Consider the following 22,116-nt stretch of genomic DNA (forward strand, 5'->3'; position numbering starts at 1 on the left):
GCCTCGCCATCGTTTACGGACGGATGGCGAAACAATCGGTGCCGTCAGCAATAAGCTGACGGCATTTTTCATCGGCGGTTACCTGATTGGGAAAGCCCCCCAGACGAAGGCGATGAAAAATACCTTTGCTTCCCAGGTCCGCCGTGGCGATTTCGCGCGGGTGGGATTGGGCCAAGTCGGGATAGCGGATACGAAAACTGGCCCAATATGTTTGCGCACTGATGGTGTCGTGAAAGGCTCCAAGTTGTATCTGATACTGGCCTGTTGTCTCACCAAGTGACGCGTTCTCAACGGATGGTGACGGTGTGGCTGCGACTGTCACAGTTTGCATCGGGGCAGGGCGTTTGACTGCCGGTGTTTTTTGGGGCGCCGAAGAGACTTTTGGTTTTTTAGGGGCCTGCTTGGTCGCGCGGGGGGCTGTGCCGCTTATTGTTTGATGATATTGCGCTGCTAACGACGGAACTTCTTCAACAAACTCTGCTGAGTCGATGATTGGAATGGTTCCGGGCAGCAGGCTTACCGGCTGGTTGGGATCGCGCACGGTTGAGGCATGCACAGGGAGGTCTGTTGGAATGGCATCAATCCCGCTGATTGGTGCATCATCAGAATTTTGCTGTGCGATGGCCGCGTGTGGAGTGGCAATAATCATCACAGAAAACGAAATTATACTGGCTTTGCGGATGTTTAGAAACCCCCGCCATAAAACCACGCAAGGGTTATGCGAAGCGGGTTTCGCATGACGTGGTTTATGGCGGGTGGGTTCTGACATTTTCTTAACGCTCGCCCCGTGGCGGATAGGCATATCTGTCACGCAATATAATGTCATTCTGGCGCAACCGCTCCATGGCTTTGCCGTAAACACTTTCGGACGGATATTGTCCGTCGGCACGATCCCCCGATGGCATGCCGCTTAGAAGTTCAATCGCATCATTGATGTGTTCAATGGTCCAGATGTTGAATTTGCCCTGACGGATGGCCTGTACGACTTCCTCGCGCAGAACAACATTTTCGGCGTTTGGTTGGGGGATGATAACGCCCTGATCGCCGGTAAAGCCCTGATCGGCACAAATGCGATAGAAACCTTCGATCTTATGCGAAATGCCGCCAACCGGCTGAGCTTCGCCAAACTGGTTCATCGAGCCAGTTACGCCGATGTTTTGACGCATCGGAATGTTGGCAATCGACGAAATGATCGCGCAAAGCTCGGCCATTGATGCTGAGTCGCCCTCGATCCCACCGTAATTTTGCTCAAACGTGACGTTACATGCGAACGAAAGCGGGAATTGCTGAGCAAAGCGTGATTTCAGGAACCCTTCGATTGTCATGACCGACTTTTGCTGAAGCGGACCCGACATATCGACCATGCGTTCAATGTTTAAAACCCCGAGACTGCCGACATAAGACCGTGCCGAGACGCGCGCGGGCAGGCCAAAGGCATGGTCACCATAGTCAAGAACGGTGAGCGCGTTGACTTGACCGGCAACCGATCCGTAACTGTCAATCAGGATTTCACGCCGCTGAACCCGTTCATGGGATTTGTCTTCAAGGCGGCTGTTGCGGTGTCGGCGTTCTTCAATGGCGCGGCGCACGTCGGCGGCACGAATGCTGTCTCGGCCATCGGTTTTGGCAAGTGCGCCGGCTTCGCTACCGACATCTTCCACCCGTTCGATCTGGGCGGTCAGTTTGTCGCGTTCGCCCGCCCAACGAGCAGCTTGGCCAAGAAGTTGGCGAATGGCCCCGTTATCGACCGGAATGCCGGATCGTGACAGGGCAGACTCGCGCAAGAGGCCGGTATAGATCGATATGTTGCGACCAGCAGCGGGCATATCTGCGTCAATATCGGCCTTGACCCGGAAATGGTTTCGGAAATCCACATCCAGCGAGAAGAAGCTGTAATAGAATTTCGGTGCGCCAACGATTACGACCTTAAGATCAAGCGGGATCGGGCGCGGCTCTGGTGCACCTGCGGTCGGTGGTCCGCCCTTATGGGTTTCTTCAATGCGGATTTCGCGGTCACGAAGGGCTGCCTTGAGGTAGCCCCAGCTGTCTTCATGTTCAAGCAGCGATTCGGCGCGCAAAACCAAAACGCCACCATTGGCACGATGCAGCGCACCGGGCTTGATCAGGCTGAAATGCGGGTGCATCCCACCCCCCATTGGGCGGTACTGGATTTGCCCGAAAAGGTTGTCATAGCTTGGGCTTGGTTCCAGCACGACATCGGGGTGGGTATCGCGTGAATGATCGATTAAAAGATTAACCGCATAGCGATCATCCACGGTTTCGGGGATCTTGCCATCGCCACTTTCGATGGCGGGTTGATCGCTTTCTTCTTCAAAGGCATCAATATTATCAAGGATGTCTTTTTCAAGTGCTTCAAACCATGCCTTCAGGCCGGGGCTTGTGAATTTGTCGCGGAGTTTCTTGATGCGGGGTTTCAAAACCACCTTTGCGGCATCGCGGCGCAGGCTATCAAGGGTGTCAGCGATTTGTTCTTCAAGGTCGCGGGTCGAAAGCAGGGTTTTGCGGGCTTCTTCGGCGACGTCTTCGAACGATTTTTCGGCCTCGCGACGGCGTTCCTTGGGGATTTCGTCAAGCGATACCGGTTCGCCTTCCTCGTTCAGGGCGACGATCATGACGCCTTTTTCATTTTCCTGAACATCAAGGTCGCGTTCACGGGCGTATTCACGCAGGGCATCAAACTTTTCGCGCACCTGAGCACGGGCTTCTTCCGTTTGTGACTGGGTATCTGTCAGATGGGCCGGGGCATTGAAGGCGGACGAAAAGGCTTCGCGCAGGTGTGAAATCAGCGTTTCCATCGCCGTCATCAATTTGTGACCGTCACCGGCCGCCATCGCATAAGGGCGGGGCCGGTTGGTACGTGAGAAATTGTTTAGATATACCCAGTCGTCAGGGGCCGCGCGTTCTTCCATTGCCTTGTTCAGGTAATCAAGCGTCGCGGTCATGCGACCGGCCCGATCAAGCCCCAGAACAAAGATGTTGAACCCGGGTTCTTGCATGGAAAGCCCGAATTTCAGGGCCTCTGCGGCACGGTAGTGCGATGAAAAATCAAAAATCTTTGGCGTTTGGTCTTTGTGTGGGCTTCTAATCCGAAAGTGCGGAAAACCGCAATCTTCTGCGTCGAGACGGGAAACTGGCATCTGCTGACTTTCTTCTGCCCAGGGTAATAAATGGCGACGGGCTTTTAGGCCGTGCAGCATATCTTGGAAGCAACGCAATACAGTGGTCAAGCGCTGCTTGGAGAAATTGTTGTTATCACAACAAAAATCATTCCCCAAAGATTAGGGTGATGAGAAGAAAGACCAAAACAACAAGCTTTAAGCGTGTGATAGCGGGGGCGCGGTGCGCCCGAAGGTTCACGCCACGCAACACCGCATCAGGTCACATTACATGACAACTGAATTGCCAAAATCGCTACTTTTAAGCAGCCGGTCGATTGTTTGAACCCCACGACGGAGCCGCTCAACCGACTTTTCGGCCCCAAAGCACAGGCGAAGCCCGCGTGGGACCGGGCCGACAGCAAATTGCTGTGCTGCGGTTAACAACACACCGCTGTTGGCGGCGTTCATAACCAGCTCACCGGGGTCAATGTGGTCAGGAAGGTCAAGCCAGATGTGATAATTCGTCGGGTGCGACCGGATGTCGTATCCTTTGAGTGTACCAAGGATTATCGCAAGGCGTTTGGCCGCTTCTTCACGGTGCCATGCTTCAAATTGTTGCAGGCTGCGATCCATGATCATCCGCGACACCAGTTCAAGGTTGATGGTTGAAACCATCCAGCAGGTTGCGCGGATGGCACTTGCCAGCTTGCCGATGAGTTCGCCGGGTGCATGGATATAACCAACGCGCAATCCGCCACCGATGCTTTTTGATACACCATCCAGGTAGATGCTGCGTTCTGGTGCAAAACATGAAAGCGGGGGCGGGGCGTTCGGATCAAGGAAGTGGTAAATGCCGTCTTCGATCAAGGTCAAATCGTATTTGCGCAAGATTTCGGCGATATCAATGCGACGTTGCTGGCTCATGGTGCTGCACAGTGGATTGTGAAGGGTTGGCATCAGATAGATGGCGCGCGGACTGTGCGTGCGGCACAGGTTTTCCAAAACATCCGGGATGATGCCATCGTCATCCATTGCAACACCGCGCAGACGAAATTGCAGCAAATTGGCAAGGCTGCGCAAGTTCGGATAGGTCATTTCTTCACAGAGAACCAGATCGCCGGGGCGGATGGTTGCCAGCAACGACACGGTCATGCCGTGTTGAACGCCTGCGGTCGGAACAACGCGTTCGGGGTTGTCGTCCAGCCCAAGTCGACCGGCCGCAGCGGCAAGAGTCTTGCGCTGATGGGCCATGCCATATTCCGACTTGTAGGTAACCATGTCGTCAAGCGGCATGGTTTGGGCAATTTCAAGCAACGTATTGCGCAAGTGATCATTCTGCGGCGGCAGAGGGCAATTCATCCGAAAATTGATTGGCCCGGTATTTTCGGCTTCGACTTCCGGCGTGCCATGGCGCATAGGGCCGATATTGTTGGTAAATGACGGTGGTAGCGGCGTTGTTGCGGCCATGTCGAGTTGGGCCTGAATGTTATCAAGAACATACGTGCCGCGACCGACTTCCCCGGCGACAAGTCCAATCCTTTCGGCTTCCCGGTAAGACCGGGTGATGGTCCCAACGGTAACGCCGAGGTGATAGGCAAGATCACGGTGTGTGGGTAAGCGTTCGCCCGGCTTTAACGTGCCGTCATCGACCGCCGTGCGGATGGCCTGTGCGATCTGTCGATAAACAGGACCGCCGGCATCTTTAAGGTTTGGAATCCATATTGTCATGGTGACAATGTTTAAATTGACACAAAAACGATGTCAATGACAAAACAATATCGAGACAATTACCCGATAGGAGATGGATATGGTAAATTGTAACGATACAATTCGGATTTCCAATATCGGGGTCGATGATCGCAATGTGATGAACGGCCCCACGACGGTAAAGACCGTAACTTGGCGTTCAGCGATGATTGGCACTGCCATCTCCGTTGTCGAGAAGCTTCGGCATTTGCAAGAACGTGCGCGTGATCGTAAGGCATTGCAAAAACTTGATGATCACTTGCTTAAGGATATCGGAATGACGCGTGCCGAACTTGATCGGCAGCTGTCGCAGTCACACTGGACCAATTTCCCCCCGCGCGGTTAGCCACTGCCGCGTTGAACGGAGACACCATGCTCCCGGTGTCTCCGTTCCGGTCCGGTTTCGATGTGCTTTGCGTGCACATGTGTTGATGTTCTTCTTGTGATGAATTGAAGGGGTACAATGCCTTTGTTTAATCTGACTGAGTTACGTGAGGCGGCGGACTTTGTGTATCAGCATGTTGCGCCAACACCGACGATACGTTGGCCGCTTCTGGATCGTGCAACGGGATTGTCGCTGTATGTGAAGCATGAAAATCACACCAAACTGGGAGCCTTTAAAGTCCGTGGTGGTTTGACATTCTGCCGATATCTGGGGAATTCCGTTGATGTGAGCCGCGGGGTAATCAGTGCAACACGCGGCAATCATGGACAAAGCATTGCACACGCTGCCAGCCGCTTTGGTATGGCTGCGACCATTGTCGTGCCGCACGGTAACTCGATCGAGAAAAATGCCGCCATGCGGGCATGGGGAGCCGAGGTCATCGAACACGGCGATGATTTTCAGGAAGCTGCTGAATTTGCCGCCAAGCATGCCACGAACGAAGACCTTGTAATGATCCCACCCTTTCATCGCGAACTTGTGCGCGGCGTGTCGACCTATGGACTTGAATTGTTCGATGCCGTTTCGGGGCTTGATCGCGTTTACGTGCCAGTTGGGATGGGATCGGGGATTTGTTCGCTGATTACGGCGCGTGATGCCCTTGGACTTGAGACTGAAATCATCGGTGTTGTCGCCAGCGGCGCGGATGCAATTGCCCAGTCGTTTAAGGCCGGCAAGGTTGTTGAGACAGCTGCTGCGCGTACCTTTGCCGATGGGGTGGCGTGTCGCAGTCCAAATCCGTCTGCCCTTGATATCATTCTCAAGGGGGCTGCGGATATTGTGACGGTCGATGAAGAACAAATTCGTGACGCCATGCGACTTTATTTCAGTTCGTGTCACACGGTGGCAGAAGGTGCCGGTGCTGTACCGCTGGCCGCGGCCATTGCCGGGCGTGATGACAATATCGGTAAAAAAGTCGCCGTCATTTTAACAGGCGCAAACATTGATCGGGCTGAATACGCCCGAATTCTAGTAGGAGATATCTGATGAGCCGCGTCGAAAACCGTGCCGAAAGCAGCCCCACTGCCGATACGGCACGTCATCTGATGTTTGATGACCTTGAAAAGCTTGGCCGTATTCTTGTGCAAACAGGGGACGTCGCACACAGCTTTGTTCAAGGCGCGGATGACATGGATGCGACATGCCGCGACTTTTCTGCATTTGACCCTTCGCGCCCACTACCGCAGAAAGGTCGCGGCACACTCGATGCGTTGCGCGCAGTGCAGGATGAAATTCTGCCACTGCTGGCCGCCTCAATTGGTCCAAGGTATCTTGGCTTTGTGACCGGCGGCACGACGCCAGCAGCCCTTGTCGGCGATTGGCTTGCCGGGGCCATCGATCAAAATGCCACCGGACCAGAAGGATCGGTAAATGCCGCCGTCGAAGAACAGGTCATCAATTGGTTGTGCGAAATTGCCCACCTGCCAGCAAAGAAATTTGATGGCGTTTTAACGACTGGAGCGACGGTATCAAACCTTTTGGGGTTGGTCGCAGGTCGCCAATGGTGCGGTGAAAAAGTTGGTGTCGATATTGACGCGGACGGTGCGGTTGCTTTGCCCGATTTGGAGCTTCTTGCCGCCAGCCCGCACGCCAGCATGGTCAAGGACCTTTCGATTGCCGGGATTGGACGGAACAACTTTACCAAGGTTGCGACCCTTTCCGGAACAGAGCAAACCGACGTTAATGACCTCAAAGCCAAGCTTGCTGCCAGCGATGCACGCGGTAAAATCGTGATTGCCTCGTCCGGGACGGTTAATGCGACGGACTTTGATGATTTGACTGTCATTGCAGATATTTGTGCGGCCTATGGCGCGTGGCTGCATGTTGACGCCGCATTTGGAATGTTTGCCGCCCTTGATGATCGGAGGTCACACCTTTTGGCGGGCCTTGATCGGGCAGACTCGATTACGTCCGATGGGCATAAATGGTTGAACGTTCCTTATGATTGCGGAATTTTCCTGACCCGTCATATCGGCGTTTTGGAAAAATGCTGCCGGGCGTTTGCGCCGTATCTCGACACCAAGGCCGAAGGCAACATGTATATCAACCGCGGGGTGGAAAATTCGCGTCGGTTCCGAGCCTTGCCGCTTTGGGTGTCGATGCAGGCCTATGGCCGCGAAGGATTTGCCGGGATCATTCGTGCAAACTGTGATCAGGCAACCGATCTTGCCGCGTGGGTTAGGACCCATGAAAAGCTTGAGTTGCTTGCCGAGCCAAAATTGAATGTCACAATGTTTGCCAGTCTTGGATCAGATGATGACAATCGTGCCTTGCTTGAACGGATCAATGCAAGTGGCAAACTGTTCCTTACACCAACGGTATATGGCGGGCGGTTTGGGTTCCGCGCAGCATTTAGCAATTGGCGGACGCAGGACCATGATCTTGTCATTATCAAGCAGGCAATTGACGCTGTGTTGTAATGCTGCGGTGTTATAATAGGCTGCTATATATCGGAAAACAGTACTGTTTCAGGAAGTGACGATGACGACCAAGAATTTGCCCATCTATCAGATTGATGCCTTTAGCGACGTTTTGTTTGCCGGTAATCCGGCGGCTGTTGTGCCGCTGTCGACATGGTTGCCTGATGACGTGCTTCAGAAAATCGCAATGGAAAACAATCTGTCGGAAACGGCGTTTTTCGTGCCGGTTACGGCAGGGGGAGCAGATTTTCACATTCGCTGGTTCACTCCGACAGTTGAAGTTCCGCTGTGCGGGCATGCGACCCTTGCGAGCGCCTATGTGATTTTTAATCAGCTTGGGTTTGAGGGCGACATTGTCCGTCTTCAAAGCAAAAGCGGCATTCTGACTGCCCGCCGTTATTTAGATGCCATTGTTCTGGACTTCCCAAAACAGCCGATTGTGCCAGAAATAATCGCAGATAATGTGATTGCGGCTCTTGGTGGCGATACGCCGGTGGAAACATTTGGCGTGGCAAGTCGCGATACTGATCTTGTTGCGGTTTATGACGATGCGGCGATTGTTCGTTCGATGACGCCCGATATGTCACTCTTGGCCAAGCTTGCTGATCGTGGGGTTATCGTGACGGCACCGGGGGACAAGACCGGGCTTGATATGATTTCACGCTATTTCGTGCCGGCCATTGGCATCAACGAAGACCCGGTGACGGGATACATGCACTGTGTTGTCGCACCGTATTGGGCAGACAAGCTCGGTCAGGACGATGTTGTCGGTTATCAGGCATCCGCACGTGGTGGTGTCGTTGCCTGCAAGGTGGTTGGTGATCGGGTGCATCTTACGGGGGAGGCGATGCTGTACCTAAAAGGTGAAATCACCGTTCCAGCCTAATTGGTTGAGAATGTCGAATATGAATTTCGCGAAACGGGCATCTGTGAGGGTGCCCGTTTTTTGATGCGGATATCGTGAGGATTTACCTGTATTTTGGTAATCGTGCGACTACCGATTAATCCGCATTGCGCTGGTTTCGGTTTGTTTTTTATTGACCACGGTATGGGGCTTTCGTCTAAGTAATGGGAAAATACGATGATTGCGGCAGGGCCAGACGGGAAAATCCACTGGTCTGAAACCGCATGGGTTTGCAATAGCAGGGGAAGATAGATCGTGATCGAAAGTGTTGTCGCCAGTTCTGCAACACCAATGCAGATGTGGGTGGTTCTGGCACTTGTTGCTGGGTCGCTTGTTCTGTATGGGCTGGAGCGTATTTCGCTCGAACTGACCAGCATGGCGCTGATCGCGACCCTGTTGTTGTTCTTCAACTTCTTCCCACTTGCCGATGCCAATGGCGACAACATGATGGGGGCGGCAACCATCATGTCCGGCTTTGCCAATCCGGCATTGTTGACAGTGCTGTCGTTGCTCGTGGTCGGGCAGGGCATGGTTCTGACCGGTGGGGTAAGTTATATCGCCGGTCTCATTACCGAACATGGCGGCAAGCAGCCCGCTGTGGCCATCTTTATCGGCTTGTTCGTTGTGATGTTGATGTCGGCATTCCTGAATAATACCCCGGTTGTCGTTATCTTTATCCCGATCATTCAGGCGCTGTCCGAGCGTATTCAGCGATCACCAAGTGCGCTTATGATACCGCTATCCTACGCGGCCATCCTTGGCGGGATGACCACCCTGATTGGCTCATCAACCAACCTTTTGGTGTCGAGCTCGTTGATTGAACTGGGCATGCCGCCGCTTGAATTCTTTGAGTTCACCGTCATAGGCAGTGTGTTGGCTCTGGTCGGCTTTGCCTATGTTTTGTTCGTTGCGCCGCGACTTTTGCCGGCACTGGCCTCCATGAGCAGCAAGCTTGCCAACCCTGATAGCAGCGGCAAACAGTTCATTGCCCAAATCACGGTCGGTCCTGCATCGCAAATGATCGGAACGCGTCCGGTTGCCGGGTTCTTTAAAAACTTGCCCAACATCACCATCCAAATGATCGTGCGCCGCGAACATGCCGACTTGCCACCATTCGAAGATGACATGGAAATTCAGGCAGGTGACGTTTTGGTGGTGGCCGCCACGCGCAAGGCCCTTACAGAAGCGCTGCAAAAAGACCCCGGTTTGCTGCATGCTGATGCCGCAGCGGTCAGTGATAGTGGCGAGGACACACCGCAAAAGTCGACCCAGCTTCTGGCCGAGGTTATGTTGCCACCTGGTTCGCGCCTGATTGGTTTTAACCTTGAGCAGATCGGTTTCCGGTATCAGTACAAATGCCTTGTTCTAGGCATTCAGCGCCGGTCGCGTATGATCCGCACCCAGATGACAGAAATCCGGCTTGAGGCCGGTGACGTCTTGCTGGTGCAGGGCCGTTCCGAAGATGTCGAAGCACTTCGCACAATCCGTGATGTGGTGTTGCTGGAATGGTCAACTCGTGCCTTGCCCCGTCCGTTCCACGCCCGTCGTGCGGCAACGATTTTCCTGACTGTGATTGCCTTGGCGGCGACGGGAATTGTCCCGATCATGATTTCAAGCTTTATCGGTGCGGGATTAATGATTGCGTCAGGCGCGCTTAACCTGCGTCAGGCATCGCGTGCGATTGATCGCAAGATTGTTTTGATGGTTGCAGCCGCCCTTGCGCTTGGCAATGCCTTGCAAATGACCGGCGGTGCGGAATTTGTTGCTGATCAGTTGCTTGCCGCGACGCGTGGTGCACCGGCCCCTGTGATATTGTCATTGTTCTTCCTGATCGTTGCAGCCTTTACCAATGTGTTGTCAAACAATGCCTGTGCGGTGCTGTTTACCCCGATTGGAATCGGTATGGCGCAACAACTTGGCGTGCCCCCGCATGTGTTTGCGATTGCCGTGGTAATGGCTGCAAACTGTTCGTTTGCGTCCCCGGTTGGCTATCAGACCAACCTGCTTGTCATGGGGCCGGGGCATTATCGCTTTATCGACTTCCTTAAGGCCGGGACGCCCTTGATTATACTGCTTTGGGTGACCTTCAGCCTGTTTGCGCCCTGGTACTACGGTATCCCGTTTTGATCTGGGGCTTCACGCAATAGCAACCCTCAATGACTACCCGGGTCAGCCATGCAAATTTGGCTGGCCCGTTTGTGGTGATGGCGTTTGACTTTTGCCTTCGTCTCAATAGGATCAGCCCCGTAATTTGATCTGAAATAATCCATCCAGATCGTTCTTCTTGCTCAGGAATATGCCGATGGCCCAGAATGCTGTGAATGCCAAGCCCGTCCTTCGTCCTGCCAGTCCGAACTTTTCATCGGGTCCGTGTAAAAAACGCCCCGGTTGGTCGGCAGATGCGCTTGAGACAACCGTGCTCGGTCGTTCACATCGTTCGAAGCTGGGCAAACAACGCATGGAAGAGGTCATTGACCGTTCACGCGCAATCCTGAACCTTCCTGATGATTATTTGCTTGGCGTTGTGCCCGCGTCCGATACCGGGGCGGTGGAAATGGCGCTTTGGTCGATGCTTGGCGCGCGCGGTCTGGATATGCTGGCGTGGGAAAGCTTTGGCGCGACATGGGTCACCGATGTGATCAAGCAACTGAAGCTTGAGGATGTCCGAACTCTTGAGGCCGATTACGGCACGTTGCCCGATCTCAATACAGTTGATTTTGACCGCGACGTGGTTTTCACCTGGAACGGAACGACGGCGGGAGTACGCGTGCCCAATGGTGACTGGATTGCCGATGATCGCAAAGGGTTGACCATTTGCGATGCGACGTCAGCGATTTTTGCGATGGAACTACCGTGGGATAAGCTCGATGTCGTGACCTATAGCTGGCAGAAAGTTCTTGGTGGTGAGGGTGGTCATGGTGTGATTATCTTAAGCCCGCGTGCCGTCGCGCGTCTTGAAAGTCATGTGCCAGCCTGGCCAATGCCAAAAGTCTTCCGCATGACCAAGGGCGGGAAACTGATTGATGGCATCTTCCGGGGCGAAACCATCAATACCCCGTCGATGCTTGTGGTTGAAGACGCGATTGATGCCCTGAAATGGGCTGAGGACATTGGTGGACTTGAGGGGCTTTTGAAACGGACTCGGGCGAACCGTGCGTACCTTGATGCTTGGTTGGCGACTAGCGACTGGGCCGCAGATTTGGCCGAGGACCCGGAAACGGCGTCAAACACGTCGATGTGCATCAAAATCGTCGATCCGTGGGCGTTGTCATTGTCTGATGACCAGCAGGCAGCCTTGCCCAAGCGCATTTCACAGATTTTGGAAGCCGAAGACATCGCAATGGACATCAATGGCTATCGCGATGCGCCCCCGGGCTTGCGAATTTGGGGTGGGGCAACGGTTGAACCCGACGATGTAAAGGCTCTTTTGCCATGGCTTGATTGGGCATATTTGTCTGTAAAAGCTGAAATTCAGACTGGATAAGACGTATTTCGTACGTATTATTTGCGTTTTAGGACTTTTCCCCGTTGCCCTGTCCGGCACAAAGCGGTAGTAACCGCTACCGGATAGTGAGCCATGACCAAGATCAGGCTGCCATCAACTTGAATTTGCGCGCCCAGTCCGGAAAGCACACAAAATGACCGAACTCGCCAGGAAAGCACTTTTGCCCGCCGGCCTGCAGGATGTCCTGCCAGGAACCGCCGCACGGGAAGCTGAAATCCGTGAAAAGCTGATGGCCAGTTTGGCACATGCAGGCTATGACCGGGTGAAAACCCCGTTGGTCGAGTTCGAGGAAAGCCTTCTTGAAGGTGCTGCCCCCGAACTTTCCACCCAGACATTTCGCCTTATGGATCCCGAATCACGCCGCATGATGGGTGTTAGGTCCGATATGACCCCGCAGGTTGGTCGAATTGCTGCAACCCGATTGGTTGATGCGCCGCGTCCGCTGCGCCTGTCGTATTCGGGTGATGTTCTGCGGATCAAAGGATCGCATTTGCGTCCGGAACGTCAGTTCGCCCAGGTTGGCGCCGAACTGATTGGCGTATCAAGTGCCGCAGCCGATACCGAGATTGTTCTTTTGGCCCTCGAAGCCCTTGATCGCATCAATGTGCCATTTGTTTCGGTTGACCTCAATTTGCCGACTTTGCCAGTCCGCCTGTTTGATGCCTTTGGTGTTAAGGGCGATGAGCGTGAGGCGCTCATTGAGGCGCTAGAGCGTCGTGATGTCGCCGCCCTTAAGGGGATTGATGGCAAGGTGACAGATGTTCTGGTGGCTTTGCTTGAGGCGGCAGGCCCGGCCAAAACCGCATTGCCAAAACTTAAAAAACTCGAGTTGCCGCTTGGTGCATCTGATGAGTTGTATCGCCTGATTGATGTTGCCGAACGCGTTTTGGCATCGGGGCTTGATGCGGCGCTTACGATCGATCCGGTTGAAATGGCTGGTTTCCGATATCAGACCGGTGTCAGCTTTACCCTGTTTGCCAAAAACGTTCGCGGTGAGATTGGCCGGGGTGGTCGTTACCGTGCGGGTGGCACTGCGGGCGAAGCCGCAACCGGCATGTCGCTTTATATGGATAGTATTCTACGTGGCTTGCCGGACGGTGACGCGATATCGCGGGTTTATCTGCCGCTTGGCACGCCGCAGCGCGAAGCACGTCAGCTGCGCCTTGATGGTCATTACACGGTTGCTGCCCTTGAAGGGGCGGCTGAGGCCAAAACAGAAGACGGCGCACGCATTGAAGCGTGCCGCATGGGCTGTGACTTTATTTACCTTGGCGGCCAAGTGATGCCGCTAAGCGCGTAACTTTACGAAATCTCTATCGCACAAGGAGTTTTGCGATGACCAATGTTGCCGTGATCGGATCCCAGTGGGGAGACGAAGGAAAAGGCAAGATCGTCGATTGGCTGTCAGAACGCGCCGACGTTGTTGTTCGTTTCCAGGGTGGTCATAACGCCGGTCATACTTTGGTGATCGACGGGACGACCTATAAGCTGAGCCTTCTGCCGTCAGGTATTGTGCGTCAGAACAAGCTTTCAGTGATTGGCAACGGTGTTGTTGTTGATCCGTGGGCATTGCTGACCGAAATTGCGCGCCTGAAAGAACAGGGCGTGGATATTTCGCCGCAAAACCTGCGTGTGGCTGAAAATGCCTGCCTGATCCTGCCTCTGCATGGCAACCTCGACCGTGCCCGCGAAGCTGCGGCTTCGGGTGACAACAAGATCGGCACGACCGGTCGTGGGATCGGCCCGGCATACGAAGACCGCGTTGGTCGCCGTGCGATCCGTGTTGGTGATCTGGCCGATGAAGATCTGCTTGAAGCCAAGGTCGAAAACCTTCTGACCCATCACAATGCGCTTCTGCGCGGTTTGGGCCAGCCGGAAGTCGATGGCGCCAAGTTGCTGGCACAGCTTAAAGAAATCGCACCGAAAATCCTGCCGTTTTCTGACACGGTTTGGAAATCGCTGAACCAGTTCAAGGAAGCTGGCAAGCGTATCCTGTTTGAAGGTGCGCAAGGTACGATGCTTGATATTGATCACGGCACGTATCCGTTTGTGACCTCGTCAAACACTGTTTCCGGTCAGGCAGCTGCTGGTTCAGGCATGGGGCCATCGGGTGTTGGTTATGTTCTTGGGATCACCAAGGCATACACCACGCGCGTTGGCGAAGGTCCGTTCCCATCCGAACTGTTTGACGAACACGGTACGCGTCTTGGCGAACGTGGACATGAGTTCGGTGTTGTGACCGGTCGTAAACGCCGCTGTGGCTGGTTTGATGCCGCCCTTGTCCGTCAGTCGGTCAAGGTCAACGGCATTACCGGTATTGCGCTGACCAAGCTTGACGTTCTTGACGGGTTTGAAGAAATCAAGATCTGCACGGGCTATGACATTGATGGCACGATCTATGATCATTTGCCTGCAAACCAGCGTCTGCAGGCCAAAGCCAAACCAGTTTATGAAAGCATCGAAGGCTGGTCAGATACCACGATGGGTGCACGCAGCTGGGCCGACCTTCCGGCCGCGGCGATCAAATATGTCCGTCGTATTGAAGAGCTGATTGAAGCACCGGTTGCGTTGCTTTCGACCAGCCCGGAGCGTGACGATACCATTCTGGTGCACGACCCGTTCAGCGGATAATATAAGAAGTGCGTTATGCACTGCAAAAGCCACCAGTCTAGCTGGTGGCTTTTTTGCGTTCTAGATGAAAGACTTGCTGGCACGCTTTGCCATACCGGCGGCTTATAACCGCTTGCTACGGTGTGATATCAGAAGTATCGTTTTGTCAACCTTTTGAGGGTAGCGTATTGATCGTCCTGTCAGGCAGACTTTTGGTCAATGCGATCCTGCCACTCAGGGAATGATACCAGTCGGTAATGAATATCGGGACCATGGCAGAGCAAGCGGAAGACCAGAAACAGGACGTTTCAAACGACGCTGGGCAAAGACCAGAAATGGACAAGCCCGGCGGTGGTGCGCCTGTGGACGAAACCGCGGATGCCAACGCCAATCGGGAAGAAGAAATTTCGACTGGCGGCAAAAATCTGGAAATCGGTAACTTCCGTGTCTTTACCGATTTGCGCTTACCTGAATTTGATATGGGCCATTGTAAGGCCTATGCCGCAGATAACCTGCGCCGGAGCGAGGGCAATGCATTTGCGCTTGTGACTGACCCGGTATTGCCAACACGTTATGATTTGATCAAGTTTCTGTCTGGCGTTCATATGGCGGGCCAGATTGATCTTCTTGATAGTGCTATCGCCCATTGGCCGATTTTCGGGCGCAAAACCATGGTGCTTTTCTTTGAAAAGCCAAAGGGTGGCCACGTTATCGTGTCTTCTGGCAAGCAGCGCTCAATTAATGAACAAGACATCGCCGCATCGGTGGTCGAACCGCTGATGAATGTGCTTCAGGCACTTGGCGAGAAAGGGCTTACACACCGTGCGGTCCGGGCGACCAACCTTTTCTTTGGCGATCCGGAGGGGGGGAAAGTCATTCTGGGGGATTGTGCTTCGGGCCCCCCCGGCTATGACCAACCATTGGTCTATGAAACGACTGCACGCATGGCCGCAGATCCAGCAGGCCGTGGTGTCGGAACCTTGAGCGATGATCTTTATGCGCTGGGCATGACGCTTGCTGAATTGGCAATTGGACGTCGGCCATTGGCAAATATGACCGATCAGGAAATCATGGACATTAAATTGTCCAAGGGATCGTTCCAGGCCATCGCGTCACAAGAAAAACTCCCGCTTATCATGATTGAACCGGTACGTGGATTGCTGTGTGACGATCCTGAAGAACGTTGGGGCTTTGCCGAGTTGCATGCATGGCTTGACGGGCGTCGTACCAAGCCAGTTCAGGGCAATACGGAAAAGCGCGCTGCGCGATCACAAAATATTTCTGGCAAGGATTACTATACTGTGCGCGCATTGGCCCAGGGGGTTGCCAAAAATTGGGTAAATGCCCTGACACCTTTGCGCGATGGCACGGTGGAAATCTGGTTGCGCCGGGGGCTTGGTGACAACGATCGGGCAAAGGCCATGGCCGATGCCATGCGCCAATTACAATGGGCCGGTGCGGATAAACGATCAGCCGAGGAAGTTCTTGTTGCCCGGTCGATCCTCATCCTCGATCCGAGCGGCCCTGTTCGTTACAAGGGCTTTTCGGCGATGGTCGATGGGTTTGGTAATATGCTGTCTTATGATGTGCAGCATGGCAGTGGCCCGCAGCGTTTTTCCGATGTTATTGTGCGCGATATTCCTGCTTTCTGGTTTGGCCGCCAGGAAGGTTACAGTCCTGAAGTTCAACGGCTTCAAAGTGCATATAAAAACCTGCGCTACTACATTCAGCAAAAAAGTGCCGGATATGGGTATGAAAGATGCCTGTATTCGATGGTGCGGAACCAACATTGCCTAAGTCCGATGATCGAACAGGAATATGTTGTTGATATCGCGCAATTGTTGCCTGCGTTGGAAAAGGCTGCTGAGAATGTATCGGACGATGCATGGCCGGTAGATCGTCACATAGCAGCCTTTATCGCAACACGCCTTGAAGATGACGTTGAAGGCCAGTTGATGGCGATGCAAAATCCGTCTGACGAGGTTGAATATAGCCGTGCGATCATCAGTATGTTGGCGGTTGTTCAATGGCGTCACGGGCCGGATAATTTGCAGAACTTGTCGCACTGGGTCGCACGTCTGATGGAGCCTGCTGTGAAGGTCTTCCACAGCAAGGCACGTCGTGAACGTGTTGAAACCGAAATTCCGAAACTGGCGAAGCGCGGCAACCTTGTCGAACTTTACAACCTGATCAACGATGAACAGGAACGTCGTAAGGACCAGTCTGAATTTGTCGAGGCGGTGGCGGAATATTCCGAAGCCGAAAGCGAGGTCTTTGACCTTGAATCTTCTGGCCCCGCACGTCTTGAAATGGCCGAAAAAGTCGGGCAGCAGGCAGCTGCATTCGCATCAACCATGATCGCACTTCTGACAGTGTCCGCGCTGTTTTTGATGCATATCTTTTAAGGGACTGACATGGCAGCAAGAGGTAGAAAGCCCAAAGGACGCAGCGCATTTTCCGGCTTGTCGGTTATCGCATCAGCCGTTTTGTTGTTCATGGTTGCGTTGCCGACATTCATTACACTGACGGTGGGGCTATTGCCGTCCTTGGTCGCGTTCATCTTTGACCGCAGCCCGGGACGCATGATGGCGCGTTGTGTGTTTGGGTTGAACTTTTCTGGTGTGGCACCCTACATTCTTGAGCTTTGGCAAGATGGTGCACAGACTGTCGGCGGGGCAACACAACAGATTTTCCAGCCACTTGCTCTTTCAATTATGTATGGTGCGGCTGGGTTGGGCTGGTTGCTGTATCTTGCTATGCCACCAATTGTTGCAAATGTTTTGAATCTGTCGGCTCAGCGCAGGGTTGCCGAATTGCGCAAGAACCAGCGCGGACTGATAAAAACCTGGGGCGATAGCCTGATCAAGGAAGTAGATCGGTCAGGCTAATTAAACCTGCACGCAGTCAAATCAACCATGTAACAAAAAAAGACGGCGGACAATGTCCGCCGTAGTTTTGTTTGATGGAGGGACGCGTATCAGGAACTCAACCCGGGAAGGGTTCAGTGCGGAAGATCAGTGTGAATTGATTTACGGACTTTCTCAAACGCGCGAACTTCGATCTGACGGATGCGTTCGCGTGATATGCCATAAGCAACACTCAGGTTTTCCAGTGTTACCGGGCTTTCCAGCAAGCGGCGTTGTGTCAGAATGTCTCGTTCACGTTCATTGAGGTGCGACATCGCACTTTTGAGCATATCCATACGCTGAAGGAACTCTTCGCGTTTGCCATATGTCGTTTCCTGATCTTCTTCGTTGCTTTCGAGCCAATCAAGCCATTCACCATCACCTTCAACACGTACCGGCGCATTTAACGAATGATCAGGACCTGCAAGGCGACGGTTCATCATGATTACTTCGTCTTCGGTAACGCTCAGCTTGGTGGCGATGAATTCGACCTGTTCTGGCTGCAGATCACCTTCATCAATAGCCTGCATCTGGCTTTTGAGTTTGCGAAGGTTGAAGAATAGTTTTTTCTGAGCAGCAGTGGTGCCCATTTTGACCAGCGACCAGGAATGAAGGATGTATTCCTGAATGGCAGCACGGATCCACCACATAGCATATGTTGCAAGTCGGAAACCCTTGTCCGGGTCGAACCGTTTAACAGATTGAAGAAGACCGACATTACCCTCAGAGATCAGCTCGTTGACGGGCAGGCCATATCCGCGATAGCTCATCGCGATTTTGGCCACCAGCCGCAAGTGGCTTGTAATCATGCGCCCTGCGGCGGCATCGTCATCGTGGTCTCGGAAGTCACAGGCGTACTGCGTCTCTTGTTCCGGTGTTAGCATCGGGTAACGGCGAATACGCTGTAGATATACAGTCAAACCATCTTGAGAAACTGTTGGAAGTGCATTTCCCTGTTTCATTGAAGCCTCCCGTTATGCTTCGAAATGGTGCGGTTTATCCCCCGGCACCTTTCATCATGCTATACATGGGTATTAGGCCTCGTCAATGGTGTTTAGACCATAAAGTCTAGTTCAACCTATCTCAATGGATAGGTTTAGGCTTTCAATAAGGGCTGTGAGGTCGTCGGGGAGGGGGGCTGTCGTCGAAATAAACGTACCTGTGTTTGGGTGCACAAACCCAAGGGTTCTGGCATGTAGGGCTTGTTTATTGAATGCGTTCAAAATTTCTTGCGTTTCGAAGTTGAACTTCTGTGAATGTTTATTTCTACCGTAAACAGGATCACACACAAGTGAGTGTCCGATATGGCTCATATGAACGCGGATTTGGTGGGTTCTACCGGTCGCGAGGCGGCATTCAACCAGTGATGCCAGCGAGTCGTCGCGTTTTTGCAGTAATTTGTATCTGGTAAGTGCGTATTTCCCCCCAGATTTCAAGACCGTCATCTTCTTGCGATTACGCGGACTACGCCCGATGTTTCCTTCGATTTCGCCGTCGCTTTTGGCCGGAACGCCCCACACAACCGCAAGGTATGCCCGGTCGATATTGTCTTTATCTTCGGAAAACAGGGTCGAAAGCCCACGGTGTGCAGCATCGTTCTTGGCAACCACCATCGCCCCGCTGGTGTCTTTATCAAGTCGATGGACGATCCCCGGGCGTCTAACCCCGCCAATCCCCGACAGGCTGTCGCCACAATGCGCGAGCAAGGCGTTTACCAGTGTGCCGCTTTCATTGCCTGCGGCCGGATGGACGACCATGCCTGCAGGCTTGTTGATCACCAGAAGGTCATCGTCCTCATAAAGGACATCAAGCTTGATATCTTCGGCTTCGGGCAGGGCTGGCTCAGCAGGCGGGATCGTAAGGACGAATTTATCGCCGCCTTTGACCTTTCCCGACATTTTCAGAACGGTTTGATCATTTTGCAAAAGATGCCCGTCTTCAATCAGGGACTTGATCCGGGAACGCGATTGTTCCGGCCATGCACCAGCCAGAACCTTGTCAAGGCGTGCACCTTCGTCCGCGGACGTGGCGGTATGTTCAAGGATCTCTGTACTCTGATCGGTTTCGTTCATCTGCCAAGTGTGTGTTGTTATGCCATGCAAGGCGACATCGTTATGACGTCAGGGCAGGCGTGATACCTTTGTTTTGCAGGTTTTAGCGCGTCTGACGTGTAATGCAATCAAATGAAATGTGGTGACAGACTTTTAATCATGCTTGATCCTCATCACAATCACGGATCAATCGCATTTTGGGAACTTGCAATTCGTTGATCATGGCGCTATGGCGTTGACATACGTTTTGCGTGATCGGTTTCACAAGGTCGAAAATGCAGCGATCACACAGTTTTATCGGTTGGAATTACGATGCGTATCGTTAAGGTTTTAGTTCTTTTTATGGGCGTGCTCATTGTTGTCGGCATTGGTCTGGTGGCCTATGGGCTGTCCCTTGACAAGAATGCAGATGATCCAAAAACGACATCGGTTTCACCCGTAAACCCGTCTGTTCCTTTGGCGGGGGATGTTGTGTCATCAAATGCGGCACCAATGATGCCCTCTGCTTCGCTGTCTGCATTTGGCGATATTGCGGTTGATATAGCCCCCGGCGAGAAACTTGTTAGCTATTCACGTCAGGGCAACGATGTGACCTTGCATATCGAGGGGGATGAGGGCAACGCTTCACGCCTTGTCATCGTATCGATTGAGAAAAAAAAGGTTCTGGGGCGTATCCTGCTTGGATCATCCGTGCAGTAGGCGGCCATACGGGCCAATCAAAAGGAAAATAATGCATGGGGGGGCAGGGCAGTGAAAAGAACCGGCAGAACCAAAACCGGGTTTACTTTTCGGCACGCCTGCATGGAGAAATTCGGGATCTTTGCGCCCTGCATTGGCCGGAGGAAACCTGTGGCCTTCTGATCGCTTCAAAGGCCGTTCCTGATCGCATTCAGCGCGTGGTTGTTGCCCGAAATGTTGCCGATGAACCGCAAAAGACCTTTGAAATTGATCCGCAAACCTTGATTGATACCCACCGGACCGTCAGGGAAACCGGCGAGGAAATTGTCGGATGTTTCCATTCCCATCCGAACGGCAACGCCTTACCATCCAATACCGACCGGGACCGGGCCGATGAACACGCATTCTTGTGGTTGATCATCGCGACCAACCACACCGGCGCACTGGCCAGTGGCATGTATCGGATCATGCATCAAAAAATGATCGATGCCGATAGTGGCGAAAACATCCGCTATTTCCAGCGCTGCAAACTGATTGAACAAGATATCTGATCAAGGAAACGCAGGCGATTTGATCGGTGTGCGCATGGGGCGGGGGATTGTCCTAGGCTTTCAGCGCGCCAGAATTTTTCGCATGCTCTGCCGGTGTCCAATGCTGGGTCATCACATGTGCAAGTACACGAACAAGAGCCCGCTCAACTTTACCGTCATCGGCCATCTTCATCAGAATGGAGGTGGATCTTTCGATGCTAAAAGGTGGCTTGTAGGACCGGTCTTCGAGCAAGGCGCCCATGATGTCACATATGGTTAAAATGCGCGTTAAATCGGGAATTTCGGGCGCAGACAGGCCATCGGGATAGCCACTGCCATTGAGATATTCATGATGATGCCGCACACCATGCAGGATCAACGGATCAATATTGCCCTGTGAGGACAGTTTGTTATAGCCATCCATCGGGTGACGCTTGACGATGTCAAACTCCTCAGCAGTCAGCTTTCCGGGTTTGTCGAGAATCTCCTCGGGTATCCAAACCTTGCCGATATCATGTAAGAGACCCGCTTGGGTCAGCTTGGCAATGTCTGAATTGCTCATGCCGGTGTTTTGCGCAAATGCACAGGCAATGCCGGTCACCAGCAGGATATGCTGGAATGTGGATTGGTGATAAACCCGGACTGTGCTGAGCCATTCTGAAATACCCAGATCAGCAATAGATGCCGCAATGTTCTTACCAGCTTCGCTTATTTTATCGGTATTGACCGGTGTATCGCCTTTGGCTTCGTCAAAACTGTCCTGAATGGCTTGTGCGCCGGCTTGTGCGGCGGTAATGGCTGTTTGCCCGGTCAGGCCCAAGGCAACGCGGCGTTCTTCAATATGTTTGGCCAATACTTTTTCGTTGATTGGCTTGGTAATGGTCTTTCTGGCTCCCAACGCGGTTGCCTGTAGTTCGTCTTGTAAATCGTTTTTGCCAATGGCAAAGATCTGATCCGAACCACGTTGCGTTACTTTGCGAAATTCGCGCAGTCGGGCGACCATTTCAGGATTCCGAAGGTCGACATCTACCATCAAAATCATTGTGCTGCCCGGGATTGGCTTGTGCGGATCAAGCAAACGCACCCCGAACCCCATAAGCGCTGATGGCAACATATGGCGGTGTTCTTCGTCGCAGAGGACATGGATAATGTTCTGTCTGTCGTTCACTGCGGCCCGTTATTTAAAGTGTTATCTTTGTTATTCC

18 protein-coding genes are annotated in these 22,116 nt (G+C 53.1%); 12 read left to right on the forward strand and 6 right to left on the reverse strand.

All coding sequences use genetic code 11. The features are described from left to right. Positions 1-13: 13 nt before the first annotated feature. The 3 genes from AMM48_RS17035 to AMM48_RS17045 all read right to left on the reverse strand — a co-directional run bounded on the left by AMM48_RS17035 (position 14) and on the right by AMM48_RS17045 (position 4,847). Positions 14-862 carry an SPOR domain-containing protein gene (locus tag AMM48_RS17035; protein ID WP_146030422.1) on the reverse strand — a complete coding sequence of 283 codons (849 nt, stop codon included), beginning with the start codon at positions 860-862 and terminating at the stop codon, positions 14-16. Further along, on the reverse strand, positions 774-3,158 hold the full coding sequence (locus AMM48_RS17040; protein ID WP_102785135.1) for an ATP-binding protein: 2,385 nt from the start codon (positions 3,156-3,158) through the stop codon (positions 774-776). The genes AMM48_RS17035 and AMM48_RS17040 overlap by 89 nt, the downstream gene beginning before the upstream one ends. 246 nt (positions 3,159-3,404) lie before the next feature. Then, complete coding sequence (locus AMM48_RS17045; protein ID WP_102785011.1) at positions 3,405-4,847, reverse strand: PLP-dependent aminotransferase family protein; 1,443 nt, start codon at positions 4,845-4,847, stop codon at positions 3,405-3,407. 79 nt (positions 4,848-4,926) lie between these two features. Between AMM48_RS17045 and AMM48_RS17050 the strand changes: the two genes are divergently transcribed. The 10 genes from AMM48_RS17050 (at position 4,927) to AMM48_RS17095 (ending at position 17,634) form a co-directional block, all read left to right on the forward strand. Then, positions 4,927-5,211: a DUF1127 domain-containing protein gene (locus AMM48_RS17050; protein WP_102785012.1), complete on the forward strand. Its 285-nt coding sequence runs from the start codon at positions 4,927-4,929 to the stop codon at positions 5,209-5,211. Positions 5,212-5,328: 117 nt separating this feature from the next. Further along, positions 5,329-6,294 carry a threonine dehydratase gene (locus tag AMM48_RS17055; RefSeq protein ID WP_198413549.1) on the forward strand — a complete coding sequence of 322 codons (966 nt, stop codon included), beginning with the start codon at positions 5,329-5,331 and terminating at the stop codon, positions 6,292-6,294. Beyond that, the gene (locus tag AMM48_RS17060; protein WP_102785013.1) at positions 6,294-7,727 is read left to right on the forward strand and encodes a pyridoxal-dependent decarboxylase; all 1,434 of its coding nucleotides are present in this window, start codon (positions 6,294-6,296) and stop codon (positions 7,725-7,727) included. The genes AMM48_RS17055 and AMM48_RS17060 overlap by 1 nt, the downstream gene beginning before the upstream one ends. Before the next feature lie 61 nt (positions 7,728-7,788). Further along, positions 7,789-8,613: a PhzF family phenazine biosynthesis protein gene (locus tag AMM48_RS17065; protein WP_102785014.1), complete on the forward strand. Its 825-nt coding sequence runs from the start codon at positions 7,789-7,791 to the stop codon at positions 8,611-8,613. Between the two features lie 273 nt (positions 8,614-8,886). After that, complete coding sequence (locus AMM48_RS17070; protein WP_022730606.1) at positions 8,887-10,758, forward strand: SLC13 family permease; 1,872 nt, start codon at positions 8,887-8,889, stop codon at positions 10,756-10,758. Between the two features lie 175 nt (positions 10,759-10,933). After that, entirely contained in the window at positions 10,934-12,115 is a 1,182-nt protein-coding gene (locus AMM48_RS17075; RefSeq protein ID WP_102785015.1) for a phosphoserine transaminase, read from the forward strand. A 154-nt stretch (positions 12,116-12,269) separates the two neighbouring features. Beyond that, entirely contained in the window at positions 12,270-13,436 is a 1,167-nt protein-coding gene (locus tag AMM48_RS17080) for an ATP phosphoribosyltransferase regulatory subunit (RefSeq protein ID WP_102785016.1), read from the forward strand. Between the two features lie 35 nt (positions 13,437-13,471). Then, entirely contained in the window at positions 13,472-14,767 is a 1,296-nt protein-coding gene (locus AMM48_RS17085) for an adenylosuccinate synthase (RefSeq protein ID WP_102785017.1), read from the forward strand. 251 nt (positions 14,768-15,018) lie between these two features. Further along, positions 15,019-17,151: a serine/threonine-protein kinase gene (locus AMM48_RS17090; RefSeq protein WP_102785137.1), complete on the forward strand. Its 2,133-nt coding sequence runs from the start codon at positions 15,019-15,021 to the stop codon at positions 17,149-17,151. Between the two features lie 9 nt (positions 17,152-17,160). Continuing rightward, positions 17,161-17,634: a hypothetical protein gene (locus AMM48_RS17095; protein ID WP_102785018.1), complete on the forward strand. Its 474-nt coding sequence runs from the start codon at positions 17,161-17,163 to the stop codon at positions 17,632-17,634. A gap of 113 nt (positions 17,635-17,747) precedes the next feature. Here the strand turns inward: AMM48_RS17095 and rpoH are convergent, their stop codons facing one another. After that, positions 17,748-18,614 carry an RNA polymerase sigma factor RpoH gene (gene rpoH, locus AMM48_RS17100; RefSeq protein ID WP_101300170.1) on the reverse strand — a complete coding sequence of 289 codons (867 nt, stop codon included), beginning with the start codon at positions 18,612-18,614 and terminating at the stop codon, positions 17,748-17,750. 111 nt (positions 18,615-18,725) lie between these two features. Next, entirely contained in the window at positions 18,726-19,724 is a 999-nt protein-coding gene (locus tag AMM48_RS17105; protein WP_102785019.1) for an RluA family pseudouridine synthase, read from the reverse strand. Positions 19,725-20,015: 291 nt separating this feature from the next. Here AMM48_RS17105 and AMM48_RS17110 point away from each other — a divergent pair, with 291 nt between their 5' ends. Together AMM48_RS17110 and AMM48_RS17115 are read left to right on the forward strand one after the other, a co-directional pair. Then, complete coding sequence (locus tag AMM48_RS17110) at positions 20,016-20,402, forward strand: hypothetical protein (protein ID WP_102785020.1); 387 nt, start codon at positions 20,016-20,018, stop codon at positions 20,400-20,402. A gap of 35 nt (positions 20,403-20,437) precedes the next feature. After that, positions 20,438-20,932 (forward strand): M67 family metallopeptidase, encoded by a 495-nt coding sequence (locus tag AMM48_RS17115; protein ID WP_102785021.1) that lies wholly within the window; start codon positions 20,438-20,440, stop codon positions 20,930-20,932. Positions 20,933-20,984: 52 nt separating this feature from the next. Here the strand turns inward: AMM48_RS17115 and AMM48_RS17120 are convergent, their stop codons facing one another. After that, positions 20,985-22,079: an HD domain-containing phosphohydrolase gene (locus AMM48_RS17120; RefSeq protein ID WP_102785022.1), complete on the reverse strand. Its 1,095-nt coding sequence runs from the start codon at positions 22,077-22,079 to the stop codon at positions 20,985-20,987. Positions 22,080-22,116 lie beyond the last annotated feature (37 nt).

The sequence above is a fragment of the Thalassospira sp. GB04J01 genome (assembly GCF_000751115.1).
GTDB classification, from domain to species: Bacteria; Pseudomonadota; Alphaproteobacteria; order Rhodospirillales; family Thalassospiraceae; genus Thalassospira; species Thalassospira lucentensis.

Excerpts from the sequence above, each read along its gene's own strand:
- AMM48_RS17040 (WP_102785135.1), bottom strand. The coding sequence starts at position 3,158 with ATGCCAGTTTCCCGTCTCGACGCAGAAGATTGCGGTTTTCCGCACTTT.
- AMM48_RS17045 (WP_102785011.1), bottom strand. The coding sequence starts at position 4,847 with ATGACAATATGGATTCCAAACCTTAAAGATGCCGGCGGTCCTGTTTAT.
- AMM48_RS17050 (WP_102785012.1), top strand. The coding sequence starts at position 4,927 with ATGGTAAATTGTAACGATACAATTCGGATTTCCAATATCGGGGTCGAT.
- AMM48_RS17055 (WP_198413549.1), top strand. The coding sequence starts at position 5,329 with ATGCCTTTGTTTAATCTGACTGAGTTACGTGAGGCGGCGGACTTTGTG.
- AMM48_RS17060 (WP_102785013.1), top strand. The coding sequence starts at position 6,294 with ATGAGCCGCGTCGAAAACCGTGCCGAAAGCAGCCCCACTGCCGATACG.
- AMM48_RS17065 (WP_102785014.1), top strand. The coding sequence starts at position 7,789 with ATGACGACCAAGAATTTGCCCATCTATCAGATTGATGCCTTTAGCGAC.
- AMM48_RS17075 (WP_102785015.1), top strand. The coding sequence starts at position 10,934 with ATGGCCCAGAATGCTGTGAATGCCAAGCCCGTCCTTCGTCCTGCCAGT.
- AMM48_RS17080 (WP_102785016.1), top strand. The coding sequence starts at position 12,270 with ATGACCGAACTCGCCAGGAAAGCACTTTTGCCCGCCGGCCTGCAGGAT.
- AMM48_RS17085 (WP_102785017.1), top strand. The coding sequence starts at position 13,472 with ATGACCAATGTTGCCGTGATCGGATCCCAGTGGGGAGACGAAGGAAAA.
- AMM48_RS17090 (WP_102785137.1), top strand. The coding sequence starts at position 15,019 with ATGGCAGAGCAAGCGGAAGACCAGAAACAGGACGTTTCAAACGACGCT.
- AMM48_RS17095 (WP_102785018.1), top strand. The coding sequence starts at position 17,161 with ATGGCAGCAAGAGGTAGAAAGCCCAAAGGACGCAGCGCATTTTCCGGC.
- rpoH (WP_101300170.1), bottom strand. The coding sequence starts at position 18,614 with ATGAAACAGGGAAATGCACTTCCAACAGTTTCTCAAGATGGTTTGACT.
- AMM48_RS17105 (WP_102785019.1), bottom strand. The coding sequence starts at position 19,724 with ATGAACGAAACCGATCAGAGTACAGAGATCCTTGAACATACCGCCACG.
- AMM48_RS17110 (WP_102785020.1), top strand. The coding sequence starts at position 20,016 with ATGCGTATCGTTAAGGTTTTAGTTCTTTTTATGGGCGTGCTCATTGTT.
- AMM48_RS17115 (WP_102785021.1), top strand. The coding sequence starts at position 20,438 with ATGGGGGGGCAGGGCAGTGAAAAGAACCGGCAGAACCAAAACCGGGTT.